15 protein-coding genes and 1 pseudogene are annotated in these 17,220 nt (G+C 40.7%); 7 read left to right on the top strand and 9 right to left on the bottom strand.

Features of this window, described 5'->3' with window-relative positions; genetic code table 11:
• Positions 1-5: 5 nt before the first annotated feature.
• Positions 6-272: a hypothetical protein gene (locus tag EJL91_RS15730; RefSeq protein WP_125142921.1), complete on the top strand. Its 267-nt coding sequence runs from the start codon at positions 6-8 to the stop codon at positions 270-272.
• A gap of 182 nt (positions 273-454) precedes the next feature.
• On the opposite strand, the gene EJL91_RS15725 is transcribed toward EJL91_RS15730, so the two are convergent.
• Together EJL91_RS15725 and EJL91_RS15720 are read right to left on the bottom strand one after the other, a co-directional pair.
• Positions 455-1,555, bottom strand: a complete 1,101-nt coding sequence (locus tag EJL91_RS15725; RefSeq protein WP_125142920.1) for a DNA alkylation repair protein — start codon at positions 1,553-1,555, stop codon at positions 455-457.
• A gap of 346 nt (positions 1,556-1,901) precedes the next feature.
• The gene (locus EJL91_RS15720; protein ID WP_125142919.1) at positions 1,902-2,873 is read right to left on the bottom strand and encodes a helix-turn-helix transcriptional regulator; all 972 of its coding nucleotides are present in this window, start codon (positions 2,871-2,873) and stop codon (positions 1,902-1,904) included.
• A 158-nt stretch (positions 2,874-3,031) separates the two neighbouring features.
• Here EJL91_RS15720 and EJL91_RS15715 point away from each other — a divergent pair, with 158 nt between their 5' ends.
• Together EJL91_RS15715 and EJL91_RS15710 are read left to right on the top strand one after the other, a co-directional pair.
• The gene (locus EJL91_RS15715) at positions 3,032-4,390 is read left to right on the top strand and encodes an MATE family efflux transporter (protein WP_243125393.1); all 1,359 of its coding nucleotides are present in this window, start codon (positions 3,032-3,034) and stop codon (positions 4,388-4,390) included.
• Positions 4,391-4,402: 12 nt separating this feature from the next.
• Positions 4,403-4,969, top strand: a complete 567-nt coding sequence (locus EJL91_RS15710; protein ID WP_125142918.1) for a sugar O-acetyltransferase — start codon at positions 4,403-4,405, stop codon at positions 4,967-4,969.
• 8 nt (positions 4,970-4,977) lie between these two features.
• Here EJL91_RS15710 and EJL91_RS25395 read toward each other — a convergent pair.
• Positions 4,978-5,073, bottom strand: a pseudogene (locus EJL91_RS25395) (DUF6783 domain-containing protein); the annotation flags it as partial.
• Here EJL91_RS25395 and EJL91_RS25390 point away from each other — a divergent pair.
• A complete protein-coding gene (locus EJL91_RS25390; protein ID WP_423243453.1) occupies positions 5,047-5,112 on the top strand; it encodes a DUF6783 domain-containing protein in 66 nt (21 codons plus the stop codon). The pseudogene EJL91_RS25395 and the gene EJL91_RS25390 sit on opposite strands and share 27 nt — an antisense overlap.
• Before the next feature lie 29 nt (positions 5,113-5,141).
• Here EJL91_RS25390 and EJL91_RS15705 read toward each other — a convergent pair whose 3' ends face one another.
• Positions 5,142-6,377 (bottom strand): MerR family transcriptional regulator, encoded by a 1,236-nt coding sequence (locus EJL91_RS15705; protein WP_125142917.1) that lies wholly within the window; start codon positions 6,375-6,377, stop codon positions 5,142-5,144.
• Between the two features lie 290 nt (positions 6,378-6,667).
• Here EJL91_RS15705 and hisD point away from each other — a divergent pair, with 290 nt between their 5' ends.
• From hisD to EJL91_RS15690, 3 genes are all read left to right on the top strand, one after another.
• Positions 6,668-7,939 carry a histidinol dehydrogenase gene (gene hisD, locus EJL91_RS15700; RefSeq protein ID WP_125142916.1) on the top strand — a complete coding sequence of 424 codons (1,272 nt, stop codon included), beginning with the start codon at positions 6,668-6,670 and terminating at the stop codon, positions 7,937-7,939.
• 159 nt (positions 7,940-8,098) lie between these two features.
• On the top strand, positions 8,099-9,292 hold the full coding sequence (locus tag EJL91_RS15695) for a M20 family metallopeptidase (protein WP_164516861.1): 1,194 nt from the start codon (positions 8,099-8,101) through the stop codon (positions 9,290-9,292).
• Positions 9,293-9,321: 29 nt separating this feature from the next.
• A complete protein-coding gene (locus tag EJL91_RS15690; protein WP_125142914.1) occupies positions 9,322-10,749 on the top strand; it encodes an MFS transporter in 1,428 nt (475 codons plus the stop codon).
• A gap of 285 nt (positions 10,750-11,034) precedes the next feature.
• On the opposite strand, the gene wecB is transcribed toward EJL91_RS15690, so the two are convergent.
• The 5 genes from wecB to EJL91_RS15665 form a co-directional block, all read right to left on the bottom strand.
• Complete coding sequence (gene wecB, locus EJL91_RS15685) at positions 11,035-12,141, bottom strand: non-hydrolyzing UDP-N-acetylglucosamine 2-epimerase (protein ID WP_125142913.1); 1,107 nt, start codon at positions 12,139-12,141, stop codon at positions 11,035-11,037.
• 180 nt (positions 12,142-12,321) lie between these two features.
• Positions 12,322-13,338: a lipid II:glycine glycyltransferase FemX gene (locus EJL91_RS15680; protein ID WP_164516860.1), complete on the bottom strand. Its 1,017-nt coding sequence runs from the start codon at positions 13,336-13,338 to the stop codon at positions 12,322-12,324.
• 22 nt (positions 13,339-13,360) lie between these two features.
• Entirely contained in the window at positions 13,361-14,590 is a 1,230-nt protein-coding gene (locus EJL91_RS15675; RefSeq protein ID WP_125142911.1) for a nucleotide sugar dehydrogenase, read from the bottom strand.
• A 93-nt stretch (positions 14,591-14,683) separates the two neighbouring features.
• Positions 14,684-15,946, bottom strand: a complete 1,263-nt coding sequence (locus tag EJL91_RS15670) for a polysaccharide pyruvyl transferase family protein (protein WP_125142910.1) — start codon at positions 15,944-15,946, stop codon at positions 14,684-14,686.
• On the bottom strand, positions 15,939-17,219 hold the full coding sequence (locus EJL91_RS15665) for a lipopolysaccharide biosynthesis protein (protein ID WP_125142909.1): 1,281 nt from the start codon (positions 17,217-17,219) through the stop codon (positions 15,939-15,941). The genes EJL91_RS15670 and EJL91_RS15665 overlap by 8 nt, the downstream gene beginning before the upstream one ends.
• Position 17,220 lies beyond the last annotated feature (1 nt).

Here is a 17,220-nt window from a genome sequence, read left to right as displayed (position 1 = left end):
ATTCTATGAAAACATCCGTGACATATGTGGAAATCGACCTGAAACGCATTTTTACCACACCGCCTAATACAAGAAAAGAGAAAATTATTCTTTTTTCCATGATGCTTATTGTTTTTATTCTCTGTTTTGGACCTCTCTGCTTCACCAATGTTCCACCCTGGAGAGCCGTTTTGATTTCCTGTCTTCCGGCTTTGTCTGTCTCCTGGGGATGGGTGGTTCTGCTGAGAGGGTTATTTAAGAAAAAGGAATATTCAATGTTCAGAAAAAGCTAAAAAGACGCTTGCCGGGACTTTGTTGAATTGGAGCACTAAATAGGGCATCATAAGGCGGCAAATGGTTTCATCGGCAGGCCCCGCCCCGGCGTGAGAAGTATGCATCTCATACCGGGGCTGTCTCCATGTGCAGCAGGAATGTCAATCCCATCGAAACACTGCCTGCCACTATAAAGAACAGCCTATTTAGCAGCCAATACCTCAAAATTCAGCGTGCTCCGCTCACATCCGTTCACAATCAGTGTTATTGAATGGATGCCGGGGTAATGTTTCCTTGTACTTACATCTGCAAAAGAATGAGATTTTGTGTAAACTTTCTTACCGTTTTCCTTAAAAGTGATCTCGGATATTTGGAATATTTTACGGTTCCGCCTGCCGTTTGCTTTCATATAATCAATACCGTATTCCAGCCGTACCTTTGTTTCTTTTGGAGCTTCTATCTTAAAAGAAAATGTCAAATTCTCCCCAATAAGTACAGATGTAGATCCCAGTAAGAAGTCATCTACTTTTAAACACTCAGCATCTACAAATCCAAAAAGACCAAGCACATCCGAGTTGCCCTTTTTTAGAAGTGTCCTGCACCCATGCTTTACAATCCAGTCTGTATTCTTGTCTTTGCCATACCAGCTTTTAGCTATTTTCACCACTAAATCGGGATGTGTTTTGGAAATATCGTTCAGGTTGTTGGCTACGCTTTTACGAACATATGGCGATGGGTCGGCCTTTAGCTGCTCTAAAATACTCAGAACTGGAGATGGGTCTTTTTGGAAGCTGGCCAAGGCTTGTCCCCATGGCAGTCTGGGGCGGCAGCCTTCACTGGCAAGCCGGCGGATATGCTCATTATCATGCTTTGCCCAGGCAGCCATCTGCTCCATCATACGTTTTTCATCGTCAATTATAAATGATCTTACCGCAAATTCGGCAGTTGCGTAAGGAGTATACCTTTCTAAAGCAGCCATGGAGACATCCCAATTCTCTTTATCCCGCCCAAAAAGCTCAACAAAAGCCGGAAAAAAAATGACAAAACCGTCCAGGCAGGTATTATAATTCATTATTACCTGATCAATCATATGAATCGCTGTTTTATAATCTGCCGGCAGGTATTTTCCTAAATTCACACCGATTTGCATAACCCGCTGTTTAAATTCTAAACAATCCCACGTTTCATCCAAAGTGGATTTCAAAAAATCATCTATTGCAAACTCTTTATAAACCGAATGAATTTCTACAGCGAGTTTATGTAGTGATTCATAATTAAATCTATCCTTAAATAATGCTGCCATACCTTTCTCCTTTTAAATCTATGCTCCTATATACGCCTTATTTACTTAACATAGCAGAAATTCTGATTTCATAGGCCTTTCCGGCCGGAAGAAGTATTCTATAGCCACCGAATATTTACTATTTTTATTGATAATATCTTCTTACTGGACTTTTACACACAGTCGGGCACCACAAATTGATTTCTATAAACCGTACAGCGACGGTATTTCATAGCGGTTCGCTCCGGGAAAAGTATCGTTCCACGGTCTGCTTGCATATCTTCGGATTCAGAGCTTGCCGGGCCGCCTTAATATCGCTTCCCAAACTGATAAAGCTCTCTTTTTCTCGCTCTTTTGGCATAGCACATCACCCATTTCCATTGTATAATTCATTTTTTCTTACATATTCTCTTGGTGAAACATGATAGTATTCCCGAAAGGCTTTATAGAAGTTACTGCTATTACTGTAACCTATCATTAAAGCGATTTCTTCGATTGGTAAACCTGTGCCTTTTAGGAGTATCACCGATCTTTCCATACGCTGTTCCAGCAGGATTTCCGAAAATGATTTTCCAATTTCCCGGTGCAACAAGGTTGAAACATAGTTCGGGTGATAAGAAAAATGCTTTGCAATATCTTTAAGCGTCACGGTATCAAAATGTTCACCTATATATTGGACAATTTTTTCTGAAAGACCTTCGCTTGATGGTTCCTTATTTGCATGGACATATTGACGCGCAATTTGTATGAGAAATGCCAATACGAGAGACTTCAATACCGTTTGCGTATCCTCCTGTCTATTTGCATATTCTACCACCATCATTTCAAGCAACGCCCGTATATTGCAATCGTCCTCAATCTTAAAGTGGATAAACTCGTCGGAAAATTGATTGGTAGCCGGGTCAAGTAAAAAACGGAAAAGTTTTGTATTGGCGGAAAGCATTGGTAAAAAGGCCCGGAAGAAAGTTTCTTTCTGTATTAGTACGCCTATTATTGTCGTTTCCTTGTCATCATGGACACAAAGCGCATGACCGGCAAATGGCTGTCCAGCATATAACTCTCCTTCGTGAATGGTAATATGGTTATCATATTTGAAACTGGTAGAATCATATTCCCCTTGATACGTGTAATTAAAATAAAAATAATCATGTCGGTGAAATAGCTCCTGCCGCCCGCCGCTTTGATGAACAACAATCATAATTTCGTCCTCTGGCACTCCGGGCCAACAGAACATTCTTTCCTCACAACTTCCAACCAAAAAATTGTGGTATGTCCAGTCTAATGTCATAAATTCTTCCCGCAGTTTTTCAACTGCCGAACATAGAATTTCCTGTCCCAAATTACCCCTCCTTTACTTCCGGATAAGATTATTTCTGCCTTAATAGTTATACCACGCCACATGAGAAAATGCCATAGTATATGTTAAGATTTAGTGCTGCTTCTTTTGGCGTTTTCTTCTATACTAGAGATTGCAATAAAAAGGCAGGAGGTCATTCTATGAGATCTGAAATGTTAGGTGGTGAGAATACGGTTTTTTTCAAAAAGCTGTTTTCTCTTGTATTACCGATTGCGTTCCAGCAGTTCATGTTAGCGGCGGTTAGCGCTTCCGACGCTCTCATGCTCGGTTTCGTAAATCAGGATTCGCTATCGGCAGTATCGTTAGCCGGACAGATCACGTTTGTATTCAATCTTTTCATGGGCGGGTTGACAATGGGAACGAGCATACTGGCAGCGCAGTATTACGGAAAGGGCGACGTAGTTTCTATTGAAAAGATTTTTGCTTACGTCACAAAAATTTCTTTCCTTGTATCTACTGTTTTCTTTGCTGCTTCCCTTTTTATACCGAACAGCTTAATGAAAATTTTCACTAGCGAACCGCAACTCATATCCGGGGGTTTAATTTACCTCCGAATTGTATCAGTCTCATATCTGTTTACTGGCATATCACAAATTTATCTTTGCATTTTGAAGAATACAGGGTATGCCATGAAAAGCATGGTAATAGGATCAAACGCGGTTGTTTTCAATATTTTCTTAAATGCCGCACTTATTTTTGGACTTTTATTTTTCCCCAAAATTGGCATCGCGGGAGCAGCACTCGCTACCTCTATATCAAAGTTGATTGAAATGGCTTGGGCTTACATGGAATCTTTACGAGAAAATCGTGTCCGGCTACGCATGAAATATTGCTTTAGGGCGGACAAGCCATTGATTCGGGACTATTGGAAATACACCATGCCTATGTTGGGAGATTATCTGGTATGGGGCTGCGGCTTTACTATGTATTCTGTCATCATGGGGCATTTAGGCAGCGACGCCGTAGCTGCTAATTCGATTGCAAATATTGTTAAAAATTTGATTGTTAGTTTTTGCACTGGCCTAGCAAATGGCGGTGGCATTGTTGTTGGTAATGAATTAGGAATGGGCGATTTGAAGCGGGCAAAAAAATATGGGGGCTTCCTCTGGAAGATGGCTATTCTCAGCGGCGTGGTATCTGGATTATTCTTGATGGTACTGTCACCTTGGATTTTGAATGTAACAACGTTAAGCTCACAAGCTGCTGAATATTTGAAATGGATGTTGATTTTCTGTGCCTGTTACATGGTTGCTAAATCCATCAACATGACTGCTATAGCTGGAATTTTCCCGGCTGGCGGCGATTCAAAATTCGGTCTGATATGTGACACAATCACGATGTGGGTTTTCGCTGTTCCAGCCGGTTTCATTGCCGCCTTTGCTCTCGACCTGCCCGTTGTAGCTGTGTTCCTGATTATAAATTTGGACGAAGTTGTTAAACTGCCCGCCGCTATTGTCCATTATCGAAAATATGGCTGGCTAAAAAACATTACAAGATAATGAGGTGAAGAAATGACAGAACTTGAAAAATTAGACGCGGGGCTGGAATACTGCTTTTTTGACGCTGGTGTAGTAGAACGCAAAGAAACGGCCTTAAAACGGTGTGCCATATTCAATTCTATTGACCCGTCTAACTATGCTGCCCAGCTTACGGCCATTAAAGAGCTATTCGGTTCCACCGGGGAGAATGTATACATTCAACCTGATTTTAATTGTGATAGCGGCAAAAACATTCATGTTGGCGAGGATTTCTTAACGAATTACAACGTTACAATTTTAGATATTGCTCCTGTACATATTGGCGACTATTGCATGATTGGGCCGAACACTTTAATTACAACCGTCGGACACCCCCTTTCTCCAAAGCACAGACGGGAAAAGAAAGCGTATGGCAAGCCGATAAGGATTGGGAATGATGTATGGATTGGCGGCAACTGTACAATTCTTCCCGGCGTCACCATCGGAAACAATGTGATCGTGGCCGCCGGAGCTGTTATAACAAAAGATGTGCCGGATAATTGCGTTGTGGCAGGTGTTCCGGCAACCGTTATTAAGAAATTAGAAAATGACATTGAGTAATTTGTGATTTACAAATTGATAATAAGGCAATAAAATGCCGCTGCTCTAGAGCGTGTTTGAAAATTGCTTTCCGTCAGCTGTGTGTCACACTTTGTGGAAGATTTGGGTCCAATGAAGAAGGTGTAGTGGGCTACGCAGACTGAATTGGCCCCAAATATCCCGCGAAACAATACTATTTTTTATTCTTTACCGCCTCATACGCCAGCAAATGCAGCTTATCCCCTTTTTCATGAAATCCCAGTCCCAGATTGGCTCCCGAGTCAGTGGAGTAACCACAGTCAAACTGTGATAACAACTGATAATTTGAGCAAATCCCTTTCTGGAAAAAGCTGCGGTTAAAATTATTAGAGCTTGACTCGGGATAACTTCTCAATAAATTTCTCCGTGAACGCTCTCCCCCGTCAAAATAGAAATACACTCCGGCCGCGCGGCCGCCGTCTTTTAAATACGAATACATATAATCCGGCCAAAAATCGTCATGATAAAAATTATGTTCATTCGTCGCAAAAAAATCGACTGTAATATCTACGCTTTTTCTTTTAATAGGCGGCGCCACCCCGGCATCTGCGATATAGAGAATATCATAGCCGCGGCCGCTCCTGTCAATCAGCTCCTTATAAGCTGCCAATGTTTCCGGGAATTTATCGGTAACAATCAGTTCCGTCCCCTCATTCAGAAGTTCCATATGATTGTGGAGAAAAAACCAGGCGTTGACATAGCTTTCCCACAGTACCTTGCCCGCAGTCCCCACCTTTGTCAGACTCTCCCCCAGCCAGTTATAGGAACGCTCAAACAGGCTGAGAGTGGCAGACGGCAGATCGCGGTAGAGTTCCCGTATCGTATCAGGTTTGTCATAAAAACTGGTATTCCTGTTCGGAGTCAGCAAAATGCCATCCTGTATCCTGGCGCTGTAACCGCAGCGGCAGCTCATCTCGGCCTCAAAAATATACCTACTGTCCATTGATGCATTCTGGGCGCGCAGTTCTCCCCCGCATACCGGACAAACCAGCAGTCTTAGCATTTTAAGAGGTACGCCCGTGTTCACCGCCTCCCCATCTCCTGCCCGGAACGTACTCATTGAGGAACGAAGCACCTGCTGCGCCCGTGCAAGAGTTTCGATGCGTTCGCCCAGCACGGTGTCCTGCTCCGCAAACAGCCTCAGCACCTCCGCCCTGTCTTCCTGGGGTGCCAGGCCGGAAATCCGTCTGAGAGAAAGCAGCCTGTGAATTACCTCAAGAGGAAATTCCATCTTTTTTAGCTCCAGAAGCCATTCCAGATCACTCAGTGTTTTTTCATCAAAGATATATTGTCCACGGTTAACCGGCGGAACTAAAAGACCATGTTTAATATAGTAATAAATACTGGTTACCGGTACCGAAAATTTCTTAGCTGCCTGTCCTATCTTCATGTCCTTCCCCCTTTTTTCAAAGCTATCATGGATTTAGACCCTAGTCAAGGTTTTTAATAAAAAGACTGAATTTTCAGTATTGACATTAACTTTGGTCTTGAATTTATACTATTAATAACTTATCAAGGTCTTCGGAAAAAATAATTGCTTTTTTCCTGTTTATAAAACAACGAAAAGCGCGCTTCGCCAACTTTTCATTGCTACTCAACAAAGGACCTGTTCACAAAATATAAGGCCTGTTCATAAGGCCGTATCAGTTACTAAACAAACCTTAAGGGAGGATTAATCATATGGAATACCTGAAAAAATCAATCGAACGTTCAGCGCAGGAAAGTCAGTCACTGACGGAAAATGTTGCGGAAATTATCCGTAATGTACGTGAAAACGGTGATTCTGCCATTCTTGAATACAATACGCGTTTTGACGGCAATACAAGACAAAATTTCCGCGTGAGTCCTGAGGAAATAAAAGCCGCCTATGACGCCGTACCGCCACAGAGCCTGCATGACATGCGGGAAGCAGCCGCACATATCAAAGCATTTGCCCAGGCTCAGAAAGAATGTCTCAAGCCGTTAGATAATTTTTCCACTATCCCGGGCGCTGTTCTGGGGCACAGAATCATTCCGGTAACCTCATGCTGCTGCTATGTTCCCGGAGGCGGCTACCCGCTTTATTCCTCCGCCCTGATGCTGATTATTCCGGCAAAAACAGCCGGCGTGGGGCGGGTAACGGCCTGTGCGCCTGCCGTCAAAGGAACCGGATGCATAAACCCGCTGACCCTGGCTGCCATGGATATCGCCGGTGCGGATGAGATTTATGTCATGGGCGGAGCGCACAGCATTGCCGCATTTTCATATGGCACACGGCAGATTTCCCCTGTTGACATTATTGTAGGACCTGGAAATCAATATGTGGCAGAAGCGAAACGCCAGTGTTACGGCCAGATTGGAATCGACTTCATCGCAGGGCCCAGCGAAGTCCTGGTAATTGCTGACAAGAGTGCCAATCCCGCCATCTTAGCTGCCGATCTTCTGGCTCAGTCGGAGCACGACAAGCTGGCAAAAGGTATCCTTGTCACGACCGACAGGGAACTTGGCCTCGAAGTCATCCGGGCCGTTGAGGCAGAACTTGAAACCCTTGAAACAGCCCGGATTGCCCGTGCCTCCTGGGAATCCTACGGTGAGGTCGTGCTTGCCGATAACCTCACCGAAGCCGTTTCCCTGGCAAACGAATACGCCCCGGAACATCTGGAGGTCATTTGGGATAATCCCGACGCGGTTCTGGAACAGCTCCACAACTTCGGTTCTCTCTTCATCGGCCAGGAAACCGGGGAAGTCTTCGGAGACTACGCATCCGGCACGAACCATACACTGCCCACCGTCCGCGCATCCCGCTATACCGGAGGCGTCTGGGTCGGGACTTTTCTGAAAACCTGTACTTATCAGCGTTATGACAGGGCTGCTATGAAAGAAACCGCACCGTTGGTATCGCGGATGGCCAGGGGTGAGGGGCTGATCGGACATGCGCGGGCTGCGGAGGTGAGAAAAGAGCTGCTGGACTAAAGTGGAAAACGTAGTTACAGATACGACTGGAAACGGGGGCGTTACCAATGAGGATGGGAGCGTTATCTATTAAAGATGGGAGCGTTATCCATTGCGTACAGAATCATCATATATCAAGAACTGTATTGTTACCTATTGTCAAAGAAAGGAGATTTTCAGATGTGCCAAGCTACAGAACGGGAAAAACAGCTTCTTGAACAGGTTGATGTGGAAGGAGCCATTCAATTTTTACAGAAAATAGTTCAGACCGACAGCCAGAACCCTCCGGGAAACGAGATGTCCGTTGCCCAGATTATCAAAGAAAAGCTGGATGAAATCGGGCTGGTAACTGAAATTCAGGAAGTGGAAAAAGGACGTTTCAACGTGCTCGGCCTGCTGCCGGGAGAAAACGACGAGCAGCTGCTTTTCAACGGCCATATGGATACTGTAAAAATCGGCAATCCTGAGTTATGGACAAAGCTTCCCCTCGGCGGCCAGATCGAAGACGGAAAACTCTACGGAAGAGGCTCCTGCGACATGAAGTCAGGACTGGCCGCAATGATATTTGCACTGGAAGCTATTGTCAAAAGCAGAATCACTCCTAAAAAAAGTATCTTATTTACGGCTGTCATTGATGAGGAGGTATTTTTCAAGGGTACACAGGCCCTAATCGATGCCGGAAAATTAAAAAAATGTACCCGAGCCTACATCAGCGAGCCCACCTCCGTATGCATTGCCACCAGTCTTCAGGGTGCCGCAGAATTTACGGCCAGAACTTACGGAAAGGCTTCTCATTGCGGTATGGCCGAAAATGGAATCAACGCGATCATACCAATGGCCGACTTTGCAACCGAACTGAATGCGTTAAATGAAAAGCTGAAAAAGAAAGGCGCTATTCTCGGTTTTCCCGTAAATCCCAGCCTGAATGTCGGCTCTATCCAGGGCGGTGTGGATGTACTTCTTGTCCCGGATTACTGTGAAATGCATTTTGACCGCCAGGTATTTCCCGGCGAAGATATGCAGGAAGCAATCGAAGAGATCAGAACCATTTTCGACGGTGTCTGTGCCAAATACAACGCAAAGAGCGAGCTGACCTGCAACCAATATTTTAATTACTGGAAAGCAGATAAGGAACATCCGGCTGCGCAGTCTGCAATCCGGTGTCACGAGATTGTCACGGGTAAACAGCCGGAGGATATTCTGTTCCGGGCTTACGCCGAAGTGGAAATGATCGCCAACCAGGGAATCCCCGGAGTTATCTACGGCCCGGGTAGCATCCTGCAGGCACACAGGCCGGATGAGTATGTGCTGATTGAGGAATTTGTTACTGCGATAAAAACTTATACATTGATCGGATATGAATTTATAAGTTAAATAACACGGCTTGTTCAAGGAGGGCTACTATGAGTAATCAGAAACCACAGAAACTGGGACTTAAGAAATCTCTTTCTTATGGCATGGGAGCCATAGGAGAAGGTATTGGATATAACTTTTTCTACAGTTATTTTATATTTTTTATGATCAATATCGCCGGAGTCAATCCGGCCGTCGCCGGTACTGTCTCCCTCATCGCAGTGTTCTGGGACGCGATTACCGATCCGATTATCGGTTCGATGTCCGACCGCTGCCGAAACAAAAAAGGAAGAAGGACGCCATTTATCAAATATGGCTCTATTTTTCTCGGAATCTCACTGGCGCTTATGTTTATCAATATCGACTTACCTGCCGGTGCAAAGGTAGGATATTATATCATCATCAATATTGCCTACTGGACGTTCCTCACCTCCGCCGTTATCCCTCATATCGCATTAGGCTCCGAGCTGACCGATGATTTCGAGGAGAGAACCACACTGAGAACCTGTGCAAATTTTCTGATGAATATCGGTATGCTGGTCGCGATCAGCGGTTCACTGATGATTGTGCAGTTCTTTGCAAAAATATTCGGCACTGAAAGCATGGGATGGACGGCAACGGGAGTGCTGTTTGCGGTGATTATCGTTTTCGTTTATAACTTCTGCTGCTTTTCCGTACGGAGCTTTGAACCGGAAAACCCGAACCTGCAGGAAGGATATATGCCGGAAAAGTTATCTTTTAAATCCGTCTTTTCCAATTATCTGGAGGCGTTGAAGGTAAAACCCTTTAACAAGCTGCTGGTTATCACATTCTGCGTGAATTTTGCCGTCGGAGTAGGATCCAGCCTGATGATTTTTCTCTACACCTATGTCTTTCACTATACTGAAACGAAAACTTCCTTCATGCTGCTTGTGACAACACTCTTTTTGCTTTTCACTACCGTCATGGCCGGTGTGATTGCAAATAAATTCGGCAAAAAACAGATGATGCTCGGCGGAATGGTTTGCTACACCGCCTGCTATCTTATCATGGCGTTCCTTCCAGCAAGCGATTTTACCGCTTATCTTTATATTCTGTTCTACGGAATTGGAAATGCCACTTACTGGACTCTTATCTACTCGATGTCCTACGATACGGCTCTGATTGAAAAGTTTAAATCCGGCAACTCACCGGATGGCCTGTATACTTCTATGATAGGCTTTTTCATGAAAGCCGGAAGCGCAATCGGCATGTGGATTACCGGTATCGTCCTCAGCGCAATCGGTTTTAATGCAGAAGCCGCCGAGCAGGCGGCGGATACGATTGCAAAACTGAAACTGGCCTTTGGTTTTGTTCCGGCCGGGATGCTGGCTGTTGCTGTGATTGCTGCCGTTCTGTATTCGCTGACAAAGGAAAAATATGGGTTGTTACTGGCGGCAACGGAGGCGAAGGAAAGCGGGTTGGAGTATCGGACGGAGGGGTTGGAGAAAGTGCTGTAAGTGCCTGCACAATAATACCCATCGGTATTCACATAAAGATAAATCGTGAATACCGATGGGTATTAAAAGCACATGTAAATATCAATAGAACGTCTTGTCAGACAACCCTAGCTGATAAAAAGTATATAATTAATATCTCTGAAATTAAATCTGCAAAATTATAAATAGTTCTACCAGGAGCTGGGAATAACAAATACAGCACATTCTATTAGAGTTTTTTATCGACTGTTCCTAAAATGATCCGAGCACCAAGCTATACTCATAAAGAAAGTATAGAAAAAAATTTTATGATAGTTCTCTGCCATATTCTAAAATATCAGCAATTCGTTTTGACGCAAAGCCGTCTCCATAGGGATTACTGGCCTGACTCATCTTTGAATACTCTACCGAGTCCTCTAACAGCAAATTGAATGCAGTATAAATAGTTTCTTCATCTGTGCCCACCAACTTTAATGTCCCCGCATCTATCCCCTCAGGCCTTTCTGTTGTATCACGCATAACTAAAACCGGCTTTCCAAGAGACGGAGCCTCTTCCTGGATACCGCCAGAGTCTGTGAGGATCATATATGATTGCGAAAGGAAATTGTGAAAATCCATAACATCCAAAGGCTCAATAATGCGGATGCGCTCATCGCCGCCCAAAATCTCATTAGCAGTCTCTCTGACAACTGGGTTCATGTGAATAGGATAGATAGCTTTCACATCGGGATGTTCATCACAGACGCGACGGATGGCACGAAACATATGTTTCATCGGTTCTCCTAGATTTTCGCGACGATGTGCTGTAATCATAATCAACCGGCTTTCCTTGGCCCATTCGAGTTGCTCATGATAATAATTGGGGTGGACTGTGGTCTTTAAAGCGTCAATTGCTGTATTGCCTGTTACATAAATTGTTTGGGGTTCTTTTCCTTCCCTGATCAAATTTTGCCTCGACAATTCCGTCGGGGCAAAATTATAAGCTGCTATGATGCTGACTACTTGGCGGTTAAACTCCTCCGGATACGGTGAGTATAGATTATAAGTACGAAGTCCAGCCTCCACATGACCAATCGGTATCTGTAAATAAAAACAAGCCAATGCAGTGGCAAAGGTCGTAGAAGTGTCTCCATGGACAAGAACCGTATCTGGCTTCTCTATTTCTAATACCTTTTTTACTCTGTTAAGGATATTTGTTGTTACATCAAAGAGTGTCTGGCGTTCTTTCATGATAGATAAGTCGTAATCAGGGACTACGTTGAAGGTGTTTAAAACCTGATCCAGCATTTGGCGGTGCTGGCCGGTGACACAGACGATGGTTCGTATGTGATCTCTGGTTTGGAGTTCATTAACCAAGGGACACATTTTTATGGCTTCAGGACGGGTCCCAAAGACTAATAAAATTGTTTTCATAACATTCGCATTCCTTTATTAATTTAATAGATTATTCATATCTCTATCACTAAAATGATATTTACTCTTAAAAATATTAATTTCCTATTACACTTAACGTTAAACTATTTGACTATGTTTTATAGCAACTATCAGAAATTTTTCAATCTAACTAATGCTGAAAAGTCAAGTAATATAAAATTAATTACCTTCATTCCATTTAGAATATTCTTCTTCAATAATATCAATTGGGTATTTTCGTCCCCTATTTTTCTTTATATAAAGTATTTTCTTATATACCCAATACAACAGAGGTTTGCAAATCACTTTAAACATATATCCTTGAACAAGTTCTCCACCAAAGCGCTCTTTAAATCTTTGGATTCCATCCAATTTGCTTCCAGACTGCACGCCTATTCTGCATCCTACAAAATTATACTGTTTAACCCCCCATTCTTTCATGTCCTTCATCGCAATCCAGTGCAATAAATTCATTGCTCCTGAAGAAGGTTTGTCAATACTGGCGCCATAAAGGTAATAGCACTGTGAGGAATGAAAGAAAAAAATAGCCCCACCTTGCACTTGTTCATCTTTATATGCAAGATATATTTTCATTTGAGAAGGCATACAATCAAACATCTGTTGGTAAAAATCTGGCGTATTACCCGTCCGACTACTTCTATCCCAAGTTGCCTTCTCTATAGGCATATATTCTTCAATTAATTCTTTACCGCCCCTTTTTATAACTACATTCTCTTTTTCTGCTTTCCTTATAACATTTCGGTGCTTACTATGTATTCCGGCCCAAATTTCCTCCTCTGACTTTTCCAAGTTAATAATATAACTTCCAAAAGGTATTTTCATTGCATTCAAAGGTGTTTCCTGAAATAAGGCACAGGGGGCACTTGGTCCTACCCACAGAACGTTATATTTTTTCTTTAAAATCTCTATAACACTTGTCATAAATTCTTCCGCGTTCCCTATGTCCTCATTAAGCTTTATGTATTCTGCTGGTATTTTTGCAATATTAAACAAATACTTTGTTTTCAGAATCACCAGTAGACAATATTCTTCACTGCAAAAATATAATGGTTCTTCTTTTTGCATTTTAACATAATCAAAATATTCTCTAGTATAGTAAGCATTGAGAGCTTCTGGTTTTATTCTTATTAGATCTGGAATTTCCTCATAGGTGTAAATTTGTATAGAACGATTCATTTTCATCTCCACTTTTGTTATGTCATAAGTAATATGTACCAGGCAGTGTGCAAATCTTTCTGGTATCAAAGATCACTTTCCCTTTTAACTCTTTCATACGCTGTCGAATCTCAGAATGGGCTACTAAAATAACAATTAAATCAACATTATCTATGAATTCTGTGAATTCGTGCTTTTGATTAGAAACAATGTTTTCTTCAATGTATGGATCATAAACTTGAACAAACCCATTTGATAAATGTGATTTCATGCTTGCGAGTATTTGCAAAGTTGGACTTTCTCTTACATCGTCCACATCTTCTTTATACGTTAGACCATAAAAACCCACTCTGGATAAATTCGTAATTTTATTTTCTTGCATTATTTCAGCAATACGGCTAAGTACATATTCCGGCATGCTATCGTTAATTTTTCTAGCTGCTAATATAATATTGGCAAGACCAGGATAATCTCCCACTAAAAACCATGGATCTACGGAAATACAATGCCCCCCTACTCCCGGGCCGGGAGCCAGGATATTAACTCTAGGGTGCTTATTTGCAATTTTAATTATTTCATATACATTCATGCCATCAGATTGACAAATTTTAGCTAATTCATTTGCAAATGCAATATTTATATCACGATATGTATTTTCAACAACTTTTGTCATCTCAGCAGTCCTAATATCAGTAACCACAATTTCTCCTTGACAAAAGGAAGAGTAAATCTCTTTAATCTCCTCTCCCTTATCCATGTCATCTGCACCAATAGTTCTTGAATTATATTTTAATTCGAAAATCATGTTGCCAGGAATAATGCGTTCCGGCGCATGGACGAGATGAATATCCCTCCCTATTACAAACTGTTTTGCCTCGACAAAAGGCCTTACCGCTTTGTCAATCGTTCCAGGTGAAATTGTAGACTCAATAACAATTATTGCCCCCTTTTTACAAACAGATAATATTGCATCGATTGCCCCAATAATATAATGTGCATCGATTTTTTTATTTTTTTTATTATATGGTGTAGGCACTGCTACTATATATATATCTGTACAGGCGTATTCCGTAGAAAATGTTATGCCCTTCATTAAAGCCTTTTGAAATAGCTCTTCCAAACCATCCTCTGAAAAAGTTATATGCCCCTCTTTTAACGTCTGTACAAGCTTTTCATTATAATCTGTACCTATCACCTCTATATCGTGTGCAGCTAACATTAAAGCTGTCGGTAAACCAATATACCCCAGACCTATCACATTTATTTTATTCATCTCACTTAACCTCTCTTTATTTTTATAAGTTTATGGGGTGCCTTTACTTTAGTTCTTTGTAAACCAAACTTGTACCCCTTTCTTACACATAATTCAATTATTTTCAATTATACTTTCACCCGTTAAGTTTTGAATTGCGCTACTCATGTATTCTTTAAAGCTATTATAAGATAAACCTTCTCTTGCTAGTCCTTCAGAAATTTTATCTTTAATGGGATTTTCTAGCAGGCTATTACTTAATTCAGATATCTGTTTGCGACAGTTTTTTATATCTGTTCTTCTATGATATAAAAAATTCAACCCTAGCCGATCCAGCAAATCTTTTCCCTTTGTCTTGTCACCTTCGTCAAAACTAATTGCATAATCAAAAAACAGACATGGGGTCAGATTTTTTAAAGACAAGATTGTCCCATGAAAATAATTTGAATAGGTTAATTCCCCAAAGGAGAAAACCTGGCTCCATTCAAGAGGTGTTAAATCATCCAGAAAAACATCAGTATATCTATTTGCAGAATATACACTAACCAACTGATAGACAGTACCAAATATGTTTCTTACCATCTGGCCTATCTCTTCTGTTCCCATTATAAAAATTATCTTTTTACTGAATGAAATACCATGCAATGCCAATTTTTTTTTGGCTTTTGTTCTATAATCACTCAATAAGTTCATTTGTAGAAAAATTGTAGGATCGCAATTATGATATAACTGCTTCCTACAATTAAGCCCTGACAAAAGATTCTGCGTAGCCGTATCCCTGATTCCTACATAGGAATATCGTTCTAACGCTTGTCTGATATAATTAGCCTCCTTTTCTGATAACTCATTAACATTCATTCTATCAGATGTTGCAGCATAAGAAACGTAAAAACTTGCCATATCTTCATTTAAAAAATATACATTAGGAAATGGATAGTTTATAAATTCCCAAACACAATCACTTCCGGTAATTAAAATATCATATTTATCTTTTAATTCGTAAAAAACTCTATTGTAATCATCACTTATAATTGTATTTTGAGATAGAGGTAATTCCCCCCATTCTCGCTCAAAAGCATTTATAAGACTAATTCGTTCTTTCCAGAAATTTTTCTTTAAAAATGCATTATTGACTCTTGAAAGTGAAACCTTTATGACTTTGAGCCATCCATTTTTCTTAATTGTCTTCATATAACTTAATGAATAAATCCATTTATTTTTTGAATAATTATCATACATTCTTCTTGTCATATAATCAATAATCTCAATTTGACAATTTGCAAAATCCTTTTCCAATCTTTTTGCTAAAGAATAAGATTGCATAAATGCACCATAGTTTATACTTTTATGAAATGTCAAAATTCCCACTCTAATCATAAATTTCCTTCGCACTTCTGCTTGCGTGATACCCTGCTATCCATATTACAATATAATTGCAGGCATATAATGTTCCCGTTACACTTAAAAATAGCTCAATTGATAGATTAAAATATTTACTCAAGCTAAAAGCAACCACTGCCTCAACAATAAAAAACATTTGAATTATCAATTTCATTAGTTGCTTTCCCGATATGATCAATCCCTGTACCATAACACTTACTACAAATCGTACAATATATAGCGGAATTAAAATTTTCACAAATGTTCCACTCCTAATCCATGAAGTTCCGAATACAAAAAAGAAAGCTGGCTCCGCAATAAAATATAATAAAGTAAAGGCAGGTAGAGCTATGGCAAATAACAATACTGACGTATTTCTATAAGAAACATAAAAGCCACCATTATCCGCTTTTTCTTGACTTGCTTTTTTTAAAAACACCTTTCCAACACTGTCGCTGATTAAGCTTAAAGGTATTCCCAACATAGTCATTGATAGAGAAAAATAGCCGACTTCTTCCGTACTATACAAACTAGACAACATAACTGGTAATATAGAATATGATAAATTAGAAACAAAAAAACCTGGTGTTGAAAACAAAGGCTGTTCTTTATATATTTTAGCAACAGTCCACAACTCCCCTATGCTGTATGAAAAGAATTCACTTAATTTCCATCCTAAACATTTGGTTTGCTTTCCAATTCCTGTTACACATCCGATAATAGTTCCTATTGTTAATCCAATAAAACTTTTATCCCATATTCCAAAAAGTACTTTAAATACACTCTGAGATAATGTTCTAAAAATATTGACTTGAGCTATAATATTATAGCAACCCAATCTATTATTATATGCTGTTAAGGTATTAATAACTCCTGTTAGTAGCAGGAGGGGAATAGATAAATATATCCAGTTTCCAGCTACAAAAAACGTGTTTTTTTTAAGAATATTGTTATAAATAAGTAATCCTATACATACTGCTAATGTTACAATAAATGATAAGTATAAAGATAACGCTGTTAACTTTTTTCCGTCATCATCTGAATCACTTATTACAATAAACTGATCATATTGAAGCGTTAAGACAGGTGTAAACATTGAAACAACCGAGATAATTAAAGCATTTATTCCAAAGGATTCCGGAGAATATAATCTTGTTAAAAGTGGCTGAGCAACATAAGAAATTATTTGCGCTATAAAAACTCCAGCTGTTAATGTCAGCATTGCCTTAATTCCACAACTTTTTAAAAACTCTCTCATTTTTTTCAACATT

Origin of the sequence: Clostridium transplantifaecale (genome assembly GCF_900626075.1) — a bacterium.
GTDB lineage: Bacteria > Bacillota > Clostridia > Lachnospirales > Lachnospiraceae > Otoolea > Otoolea transplantifaecalis.
Note: the sequence above shows the minus strand (reverse complement) of the source record. Positions and strands in the feature narration are given on the sequence as shown.

Bases quoted from the DNA above. Each gene is read 5' to 3' on its own strand.
- wecB (WP_125142913.1), bottom strand. From the start codon at position 12,141: ATGAAAACAATTTTATTAGTCTTTGGGACCCGTCCTGAAGCCATAAAA.
- EJL91_RS15705 (WP_125142917.1), bottom strand. From the start codon at position 6,377: ATGAAGATAGGACAGGCAGCTAAGAAATTTTCGGTACCGGTAACCAGT.
- EJL91_RS15725 (WP_125142920.1), bottom strand. From the start codon at position 1,555: ATGGCAGCATTATTTAAGGATAGATTTAATTATGAATCACTACATAAA.
- EJL91_RS15730 (WP_125142921.1), top strand. From the start codon at position 6: ATGAAAACATCCGTGACATATGTGGAAATCGACCTGAAACGCATTTTT.
- hisD (WP_125142916.1), top strand. From the start codon at position 6,668: ATGGAATACCTGAAAAAATCAATCGAACGTTCAGCGCAGGAAAGTCAG.
- EJL91_RS15695 (WP_164516861.1), top strand. From the start codon at position 8,099: ATGTGCCAAGCTACAGAACGGGAAAAACAGCTTCTTGAACAGGTTGAT.
- EJL91_RS15670 (WP_125142910.1), bottom strand. From the start codon at position 15,946: ATGATTAGAGTGGGAATTTTGACATTTCATAAAAGTATAAACTATGGT.
- EJL91_RS15690 (WP_125142914.1), top strand. From the start codon at position 9,322: ATGAGTAATCAGAAACCACAGAAACTGGGACTTAAGAAATCTCTTTCT.
- EJL91_RS15665 (WP_125142909.1), bottom strand. From the start codon at position 17,219: ATGTTGAAAAAAATGAGAGAGTTTTTAAAAAGTTGTGGAATTAAGGCA.
- EJL91_RS15710 (WP_125142918.1), top strand. From the start codon at position 4,403: ATGACAGAACTTGAAAAATTAGACGCGGGGCTGGAATACTGCTTTTTT.
- EJL91_RS15675 (WP_125142911.1), bottom strand. From the start codon at position 14,590: ATGAATAAAATAAATGTGATAGGTCTGGGGTATATTGGTTTACCGACA.
- EJL91_RS15680 (WP_164516860.1), bottom strand. From the start codon at position 13,338: ATGAATCGTTCTATACAAATTTACACCTATGAGGAAATTCCAGATCTA.
- EJL91_RS15715 (WP_243125393.1), top strand. From the start codon at position 3,032: ATGAGATCTGAAATGTTAGGTGGTGAGAATACGGTTTTTTTCAAAAAG.